General features: G+C 70.0%; 4 protein-coding genes. 2 read left to right on the top strand and 2 right to left on the bottom strand.

What is annotated here, in order from left to right:
* Window positions 1-101 precede the first annotated feature (101 nt).
* Both A7A76_RS01585 and A7A76_RS01590 read right to left on the bottom strand, forming a co-directional pair.
* Window positions 102-338 (bottom strand): hypothetical protein, encoded by a 237-nt coding sequence (locus A7A76_RS01585; protein WP_206409551.1) that lies wholly within the window; start codon window positions 336-338, stop codon window positions 102-104.
* A gap of 89 nt (window positions 339-427) precedes the next feature.
* Entirely contained in the window at window positions 428-1,708 is a 1,281-nt protein-coding gene (locus A7A76_RS01590) for a TCR/Tet family MFS transporter (protein ID WP_206409552.1), read from the bottom strand.
* A gap of 542 nt (window positions 1,709-2,250) precedes the next feature.
* On the opposite strand from A7A76_RS01590, the gene gltB reads away from it, so the two are divergent.
* Entirely contained in the window at window positions 2,251-6,738 is a 4,488-nt protein-coding gene (gltB, locus tag A7A76_RS01595; protein ID WP_206409553.1) for a glutamate synthase large subunit, read from the top strand.
* Window positions 6,739-6,919: 181 nt separating this feature from the next.
* Window positions 6,920-8,452: an FAD-dependent oxidoreductase gene (locus tag A7A76_RS01600; RefSeq protein ID WP_206409554.1), complete on the top strand. Its 1,533-nt coding sequence runs from the start codon at window positions 6,920-6,922 to the stop codon at window positions 8,450-8,452.
* The last annotated feature ends 4 nt before the right edge of the window (window positions 8,453-8,456 follow it).

Genomic DNA, 8,456 nt, shown 5'->3' on the forward strand with positions numbered 1-8,456 from the left:
TCGCTGCGAACCGCCCTTGCGATACTGCGTCGTGCCGCGCCGCTCCACGTCGTCATCCCCGCGAACGCGGGGATCCAGAGACTTCAGCGCGACACCCCACCTCAGCGCCGATCGTCCTTCTTCCTGAAGTCGACCTTCTCGCCGCCGCGATCGGATTTCCAGTCCACTTCCTGCTTGCGCTCGCACCACGACGGCGGGGTCTCGCCCGGGCGGGTCGGGCCGCTGGCGCATTCGGGCCGCGCGTCGACGGCGGCGTTGGTGTCGCGGTACGACACCCCGCCGCAGCCGCCCAGGGCGACGGCGGCGAGCAACGGAATCAAGACGGGGGCGACGCGCATCGGGGTTCTCCTGGCTGGACCAACCGCGACCATGCCGCCTCGTCGCGCGCTCCCACCTGTGCCATCGGTCAGGTGGAAACAACGTGCATTCAGACGATCGCCTCGGCTGCGCCCGCCTGCGCCGGCGCGGCCGGCGCCGTGGGCGCGCGCGCATAGCGCCACGCGATCAGCAGGCCCAGGGTCAGCAGCGCCGCGGCGATGAACCACGGCGCGCCCGGCAGATGCACCGGCGCGCCCTTGCCGATGAAGTAGCCGAAGCTGCCGGCGTACAACGCCGGCCCGAGCACGCCGGCCAGCGCGATCAGGCTCATCAGCGAGCCTTGCACCCGGCCCTGCGCGTCGGCGCCGACCTGGCGGGTGACCAACGCCTGAGTCGAGGGCGCGGCCATCGCCCACAACGCGCTGATCGGCAGCCCGAGCAGGAAGTACCCGCCCTGTTCGGCCAGGCCGTAGACGACGAAGCCGATCACCCCGCAGCTCAGCGCCAGCAGCAAGGTGCGGCGCTCGCCCAGGCGCGCCACCACGCGGCCGATCAGGGCGACGTTGACGATGATGTTGAACACGCCCACCACCAGCAGCACCCAACCGACTTCGCGCAGGCCCCAGTGGTACTGGTAGTCGGCAAACAGCACGAAGATGCTCGGATAGACGTAGTGCGCCATGTTGGCGAGGAACACCACCGCCGCCAGCCCGAACACCTGCGGATAGCGCTTGAGCAACATCAGCGAACCCAGCGGATTGGCGTGGCTCCAGTCCAGGCGCGCGGTGCGCCTTTCCTTCAGCAGCGACTCGGGCAGCACGAATAGGCCGTAGAGGAAGTTCAGCAGCGCCAGCCCGGCCGAGAACCAGAACGGCAGGCGCAGGTCGACCTCGCCCAGATACGCGCCGATCAGCGGCCCGAGCACGAAACCCACGCCGAACGCGGCGCCGATCATGCCGAAGCTCTTGGCGCGCTGTTCCGGCGGGGCGATGTCGGCGATGTAGGCGTTGGCGGTGGTGAAGCTGGCCGAGGTGATGCCGGAGACGACCCGGCCGATCAGCAGCAGCGGCAAGCTGTTGGCCACCGCCATCAGGATGAAGTCCAGGCCCAGGCCCAGGCACGACAGCAGGATCACCGGCCGGCGGCCGTAGCGGTCCGACAGGCTGCCCTGGATCGGCGAGAACACGAACTGGACCAGCCCGAACACGGTGCCGAACAGGCCGACCCAATAGGCCGCGCGCGCGGTGTCGCCGTCGACGAAGCTCTCGATCAGGTGCGGCAGCACCGGAATGATCAGCCCGAACGCCAGCACGTCGATCAGCACGGTGAAGAAGATGAAGACGAGCGCAGCGCGGCGCGCGCCCGGAGCGGGAGCGGATGCGGTAGTCATGGGTTCGGCGGCCGGCCTGAAAGAGGGTGCGGGGGAGGCTCGCCGCGCAGTTTAGCGCCCGCCCGCGCGGCGACCACCGACGAATGTCATGCGGCAATGGTTTCCGGCGTTACTAATGCCCTCGCGATCCGGTTATTTTTCCATTGCGATCATCGGCTTACGAAATCGGCCGTGAGCGCGCGCGCTCACAAGCGCGACGCCGCGCAAGTCCTGGAATTTCCGCGCCCGCGGGCGAATTGCCGCATCGCACAATTTGTGCTTAAGTCGGGACACGCTCGGTTTTCAACGCTGCGGTGCGGACCCAGGTCCTCGCCGGCGGTGGACGGTCTTCGAGCGAAACCCACCAGACTTAGCGACGTCGCGAACGCGACGCGCGTTGCGGACCTCAGGAAGCGAACTCCAGGACACAGCCGAACGCCGGAACCCGACGCAATGCCGCGCAGCCCGCGGCGGCGCCCCGACCGAGGCAGGACGAGCCACCCCACAACGCGCAGCGGTAGCGAGCTAGCGATCCACGGAACACTCATCGTCCCGGAGATGCGATGCAAGCCAGGCAAGACAGTGCGAGCCTTCCGAGTTCCACGAACTCCCCCGGGCTCTACGATCCCCGCGACGAGCGGGACAGCTGCGGTTTCGGGCTGATCGCGCAGCTCGACGATCGTCCCAGCCGCGCCCTGGTGGACCGCGCCCTGGAAGCGCTGTCGCGCATGACCCATCGCGGCGGCGTCGCCGCCGACGGCCTCAGCGGCGACGGCTGCGGCTTGCTGATCCGCCATCCCGACGCGTTCTTGCGCCTGATCGCGCGCGAAGCCAACATCCGCCCGGGCGCGCACTTCGCCGCCGGCCTGGTGTTCCTGCCGCACGACGCCGACGCCGCCCAGCGCGCCCGCGACACCCTCAACGAGACCCTGCGCAACGAGGGCATGCGGGTCACCGGCTGGCGCGTGGTGCCGACCAACCTGGAGGCCTGCGGCGAACTGGCGCGCTCGACCATGCCGCGGATCGAACAGATCTTCGTCGACGCGGCCAGCCCGTTCGATCCGGCCGCGTTCCAGCGCTCGCTGTTCCTGGCCCGGCGCCGCGCCGAGCAGCGCCTGCGCGAGTTGCGCGACTTCTATGTGGTGAGCCTGTCCTCGGCCAGCATCGGCTACAAGGGCATGGTCCTGCCCGACCGGCTGATGCAGCTGTATCCGGACCTGCAACGCCCCGAACTGGCCGCCAGCGCGGTGGTGTTCCACCAGCGCTTCTCCACCAACACCACGCCGCGCTGGCCGCTGGCGCAGCCGTTCCGCCTGCTCGCCCACAACGGCGAGATCAACACCATCGCCGGCAACCGCGCCTGGGCGCAGGCGCGCGCGCACGCCTGGCGCACGCCGAACCTGGACCTGCGCGAGTTCGACCACATCGTCAGCGTCGACGGCTCGGATTCGCAAAGCCTCGACAACATGCTGGAAGTGCTGCAGGCCGGCGGCATGGACCTGCTCAAGGCGATGCGCATCCTGATCCCGCCGGCGACCCAATCGCTGGAGTACAAGGACGCCGACCTCGCCGCGTTCTACGAGTACTACGCACTCAACACCGAGCCGTGGGACGGACCGGCCGGCATCGTCACCTGCGACGGGCGCTACGCCGCGTGCACGCTCGACCGCAACGGCCTGCGCCCGGCGCGCTGGCTGCGCTCGCGCGACCGCCATTTCCTGATCGCCTCGGAAGCCGGCGTGTGGGAGCTGCCGGCCGAGGAGATCGAGGCCAAGGGCAAGCTCGGCCCGGGCGAGATGATCGCCGCCGACCTGTACCAGGGCGAGCTGCTGGATTCGGAAGCCATCGACCGGGTCAACCGCGCGCGCGCGCCGTACAAGCGCTGGCTCAAGCAGGGCATGACCTACCTGCACAGCGAACTGATCGATCCGAACCTCGCCGCCGAGCCGTTCGACCACGAAACGCTCGCGGGCTTCCAGAAGCTCTTTCAGCTCACCCGCGAGGAGCGCGAGCAGGTGCTGCGCCCGCTCGCCGAGATCGAGCAGGAAGCCACCGGCTCGATGGGCGACGACGTGCCGATGGCGGTGCTCTCGCAACAGGTGCGGCCGCTGTACGACCACTTCCGCCAGGCCTTCGCCCAGGTCACCAATCCGCCGATCGATCCGCTGCGCGAGGACTGCGTGATGTCGCTGGCGACCCAGATCGGGCGCGAGGGCAACGTGTTCGTCGACGGGCCGGGCAACGTCGGCCACATCCATCTGAACTCGCCGGTGCTGGCCCAGCGCAAGCTGCGCCAGTTGCTGGCGATGTCGCCCTACGACCAGTCGCACCGCTACATCGACCTCAACTACAGCGCCGAGGAAGGGCTCAAGGCGGCGCTGCTGCGGCTGTGCCGCGAGGCCGAGGACGCGACCCGCGACGGCATCGTGCTGCTGATCGTCAGCGACCGCCGCCCGCGCCGCGACGCGCTGATGATGCACGCGCTGCTGGCCACCGGCGCGATCCACCAGCATCTGGTGCGCGTGGGCCTGCGCTGCGAGGCCAACCTCATCATCGAGACCGGCACCGCGCGCGATCCGCACCACTTCGCCTGCCTGATCGGCTTCGGCGCGACCGCGGTGTATCCGTATCTCGCGTACCAGACCCTGCACGACCTGGGCGCGCGCGGCATCCTGCGCACCAAGCACGGCGAGGTCGCGCAGATCGGCCGCAGCTATCGCCGCGCGATCAAGAAGGGCCTGCTCAAGATCATCTCCAAGATGGGCATCGCCACCATCGGCAGCTACCGCGGCGCGCAGTTGTTCGAGATCATCGGCCTGGACAAGGAGGTGGTCGAGCTGTGCTTCACCGGCACGCCGTCGCGCATCAGCGGCGCCGGCTTCGAACTGCTGCAGGGCGACGACGAAACCCTGGCCGACATCGCCTGGAACCCGAACCGGCTGCCGGAGATCGGCGGCCTGCTCAAGTACACGCCGGGCGGCGAATACCATCTGTTCAATCCCGACGTGGTGACCCGCCTGCAGCGCGCGGTCGGCAGCGGCGAGTGGAGCGACTGGCAGCATTACGCCGAAGCGGTCAACGAGCGTCCGACCGCGGCGCTGCGCGACTTGCTGGAGCTCGAAGCCGATCCGGCGCGGGCGATCCCGCTGGCGGACGTCGAGCCGGTCGAAGCTATCGTGCGCCGCTTCGACTCGGCCGCGATGAGCCTGGGCGCGCTGTCGCCGGAAGCGCACGAGGCGCTGGCGATCGCGATGAACCGGCTCGGCGGGCGCTCGAATTCGGGCGAAGGCGGCGAAGATCCGGCGCGTTATCGTAGCGACAAGGTGTCGAAGATCAAGCAGATCGCCTCCGGCCGCTTCGGCGTCACCCCGGAGTATCTGGTCAACGCCGAAGTGCTGCAGATCAAGGTCGCCCAGGGCGCCAAGCCCGGCGAAGGCGGCCAGCTGCCGGGCCACAAGGTCAACGAACTGATCGCGCGGCTGCGCTATGCGATGCCCGGCATCGGCCTGATTTCGCCGCCGCCGCATCACGACATCTATTCGATCGAAGACCTCGCGCAGTTGATTCACGACCTGCGCCAGGTCAATCCGCAAGCGCTGATCTCGGTGAAGCTGGTCTCGCACGCCGGCGTGGGCACCATCGCCACCGGCGTGGCCAAGGCCGGCGCGGACCTGATCACCGTGTCCGGCCACGACGGCGGCACCGGCGCCAGCCCGCTGTCGTCGATCCGCTACGCCGGCACGCCGTGGGAACTCGGCCTCGCCGAAGCGCGGCAGGCCTTGATCGGCAACGACTTGCGCGAACGCGTGATCCTGCAGACCGACGGCGGGCTCAAGAGCGGCCTGGACGTGGTCAAGGCCGCGCTGCTCGGCGCGGAGAGCTTCGGCTTCGGCACCGCGCCGATGATCGCGCTGGGCTGCAAGTACCTGCGCATCTGCCACCTCAACAACTGCGCCACCGGCGTGGCCACCCAGGACAACGCGCTGCGCCGCGATCACTTCACCGGCCTGCCCGAGCGCGTGGAGAACTTCTTCCGCCTGCTCGCCGAGGAAGTGCGGCACTGGCTGGCCGCGCTGGGCGTGCGCACGCTCGGCGAAATCGTCGGCCGCACCGAGCTGCTGCGCCAGCGCGACGGCGACAGCGCGCGCCAGCATCGGCTCGATCTGTCGCCGCTGCTGGCCGGCTCCGGCCTCGCCCACGGCGGCCACTGCGGAATGCCGGCGCCGCCGGCCGAACCCGAAGGCCTGGCGCTGCAGCTCGACACCGAGCTGGCCGCGGCGATCGCGCACAAGGCCGGCGGCGACTACAGCTACAAGATCCGCAACACCGACCGCAGCATCGGCGCGCGCCTGTCCGGGCGCATCGCCCGCGCCCACGGCGACCGCGGCATGAACGACGCGCCGCTGACCCTGCGCTTCCAGGGCACCGCCGGCCAGAGCTTCGGCGCGTTCCAGGCCGGCGGCCTGCACTTCGAACTCTCCGGCGAAGCCAACGACTACGTCGGCAAGGGCATGGCCGGCGGCCGCATCGTGCTGCGCCCGCCCGCGGGCGCGCGCTACGCCGCGCACGAGACGCCGATCCTCGGCAACACCTGCCTGTACGGCGCCACCGGCGGCGAGCTGTATGCCGCCGGCCGCGCCGGCGAGCGCTTCGGCGTGCGCAACTCCGGCGCCACCGCGGTGGTGGAAGGCGCCGGCGATCACTGCTGCGAGTACATGACCGGCGGCGTGGTCGCGGTGCTCGGCCGCACCGGCCTGAACTTCGGCGCCGGCTTCACCGGCGGCATGGCTTACGTGCTGGACGTCGAGCGCGATTTCGTCGACCGCTACAACCACGAGCTGATCGACATCCTGCGCATCTCCGCCGACGGCTTCGAGCACCACCGCTCGCACCTGCACGACCTGCTGGAAACCCACGTGGCGCTGACCGGCAGCGTGTGGGCGCGGCGCATCCTCGACGAGATGCGCGATTACCTCGGCAAGTTCTGGCTGGTCAAGCCGAAGGCGGCGAGCCTGGAATCGCTGGCCGAAACCCTGCGGAGCGCGGCATGACCGCGCGCGCTGCTCCCCTCACCCGCCCCGCGTCGGCGACGCGGGCAAGAATCACCTCGAAGGCGACGACGATGATGCGAATTTCGCGCAACCACGGCTTCGGTATTTCCCTAGTAAAACCGGCCGCCGCCGCGCATTCGTCCCTCGCCGTGTGTCGACAACGCCATCGAGTCCAGCAAGCATGAGCAAGAAGCCGGTCTTCCAATTCCGCGACGCCCCGCGCGAGATGCCCTCGCGCATCCCGCTGCAACTGCGCCTGGACGGCGACTGGGGCGAACTCTACGGCCGCTTCGCCGAAGTCGAAGCCAAGAAGCAGGCCGGCCGCTGCCTGGATTGCGGCAATCCTTATTGCGGCTGGGCCTGCCCGCTGCACAACTACATTCCCAACTGGCTGGAGCTGGCGCGCGAAGGCCGCCTGCACGAAGCCGCCTCGCTGTGCCACGAGACCAATCCGCTGCCCGAAGTCTGCGGCCGGGTGTGCCCGCAGGACCGCCTGTGCGAAGGCAGCTGCACGCTCAACGACGGCTTCGGCGCGGTCACCATCGGCGCGGTGGAGAAGTACATCGTCGACAACGCGCTCGCCGACGGCTGGCGTCCCGACCTGTCGACGGTGAAGGCCAGCGGCCACCGCGTCGCCATCGTCGGCGCGGGGCCGGCGGGATTGTCCTGCGCCGACCGCCTCGCCCGCGCCGGCATCCAGGCGGTGGTGTTCGACCGTTACGAACACATCGGCGGCCTGCTGCACTTCGGCATTCCCAGCTTCAAGCTGGAAAAGTCGGTGATGGCCAAGCGCCGCGAGGTGCTCGAAGGCATGGGCGTGCAGTTCCGCCTCGGCGTGGAGATCGGCCGCGACATCGGCTTCGATGCGCTGCTCGCCGACTACGACGCGGTGTTCCTGGGCCTTGGCACCTATCGCTACACCGACGGCGGCCTGCCCGGCCAGGACTTGCGCAACGTGCTGCCGGCGCTGCCGTTCCTGGTCCAGAACGGGCGCATCGTCCACGGCGAGGGCGCGCAGGCGAGTTCGGCGCCGATCGCCGGGTGGGAAGACCAGCTCGAACTGCCCGACCTGCGCGGCAAGCGGGTGATCGTGCTCGGCGGCGGCGACACCGGCATGGACTGCGTGCGCAGCGCGGTGCGGCTGGGCGCGGCGCAGGTCAGCTGCGTGTACCGGCGCGACGAGGCCAACATGCCCGGCTCGGCGCGCGAAGTGGCGAATGCGCGCGAGGAAGGCGTGCAGTTCCTGTTCAACCGCCAGCCGCTGGAACTGACCGGCGACGGCGAGACGGTGCGCGGCGTGCGCGTGGCCCAGACCCGCCTGGGCGCGCCCGATGCGCGCGGCCGCCAGCGCGCCGAGATCGTCGAGGGCAGCGAAGAACTGCTCGACGCCGACGTGGTGGTGATCGCGTTCGGCTTCCAGCCCGATCCGCCGGCGTGGCTGGCGCAGCAGGGCATCGAACTGGCCGACAGCGGCCGGATCAGGGTGCTGGCGAGCAACGAAAGCTGCGCGACCCGGCGCAAGGCCGCGGCCGGTCTGCCGTACCAGACGACGAACCCGAAGGTGTTCGCCGGCGGCGACGCCGTGCGCGGCGCCGACCTGGTGGTGACCGCGGCGTTCGAAGGCCGCGAAGCGGCGGCCGGCATCGTGTCGCTGCTGCGCGAACGCGCGCCGCTGGCGGCGCAGCGCGACGCGGCGCTGGCCAAGGCCGGCTGAGCGC

The sequence above is a fragment of the Lysobacter enzymogenes genome, assembly GCF_017168095.1.
Lineage (GTDB): Bacteria > Pseudomonadota > Gammaproteobacteria > Xanthomonadales > Xanthomonadaceae > Lysobacter > Lysobacter enzymogenes_D.

Bases quoted from the DNA above. Each gene is read 5' to 3' on its own strand.
- A7A76_RS01600 (WP_206409554.1), top strand. From the start codon at position 6,920: ATGAGCAAGAAGCCGGTCTTCCAATTCCGCGACGCCCCGCGCGAGATG.
- gltB (WP_206409553.1), top strand. From the start codon at position 2,251: ATGCAAGCCAGGCAAGACAGTGCGAGCCTTCCGAGTTCCACGAACTCC.
- A7A76_RS01590 (WP_206409552.1), bottom strand. From the start codon at position 1,708: ATGACTACCGCATCCGCTCCCGCTCCGGGCGCGCGCCGCGCTGCGCTC.
- A7A76_RS01585 (WP_206409551.1), bottom strand. From the start codon at position 338: ATGCGCGTCGCCCCCGTCTTGATTCCGTTGCTCGCCGCCGTCGCCCTG.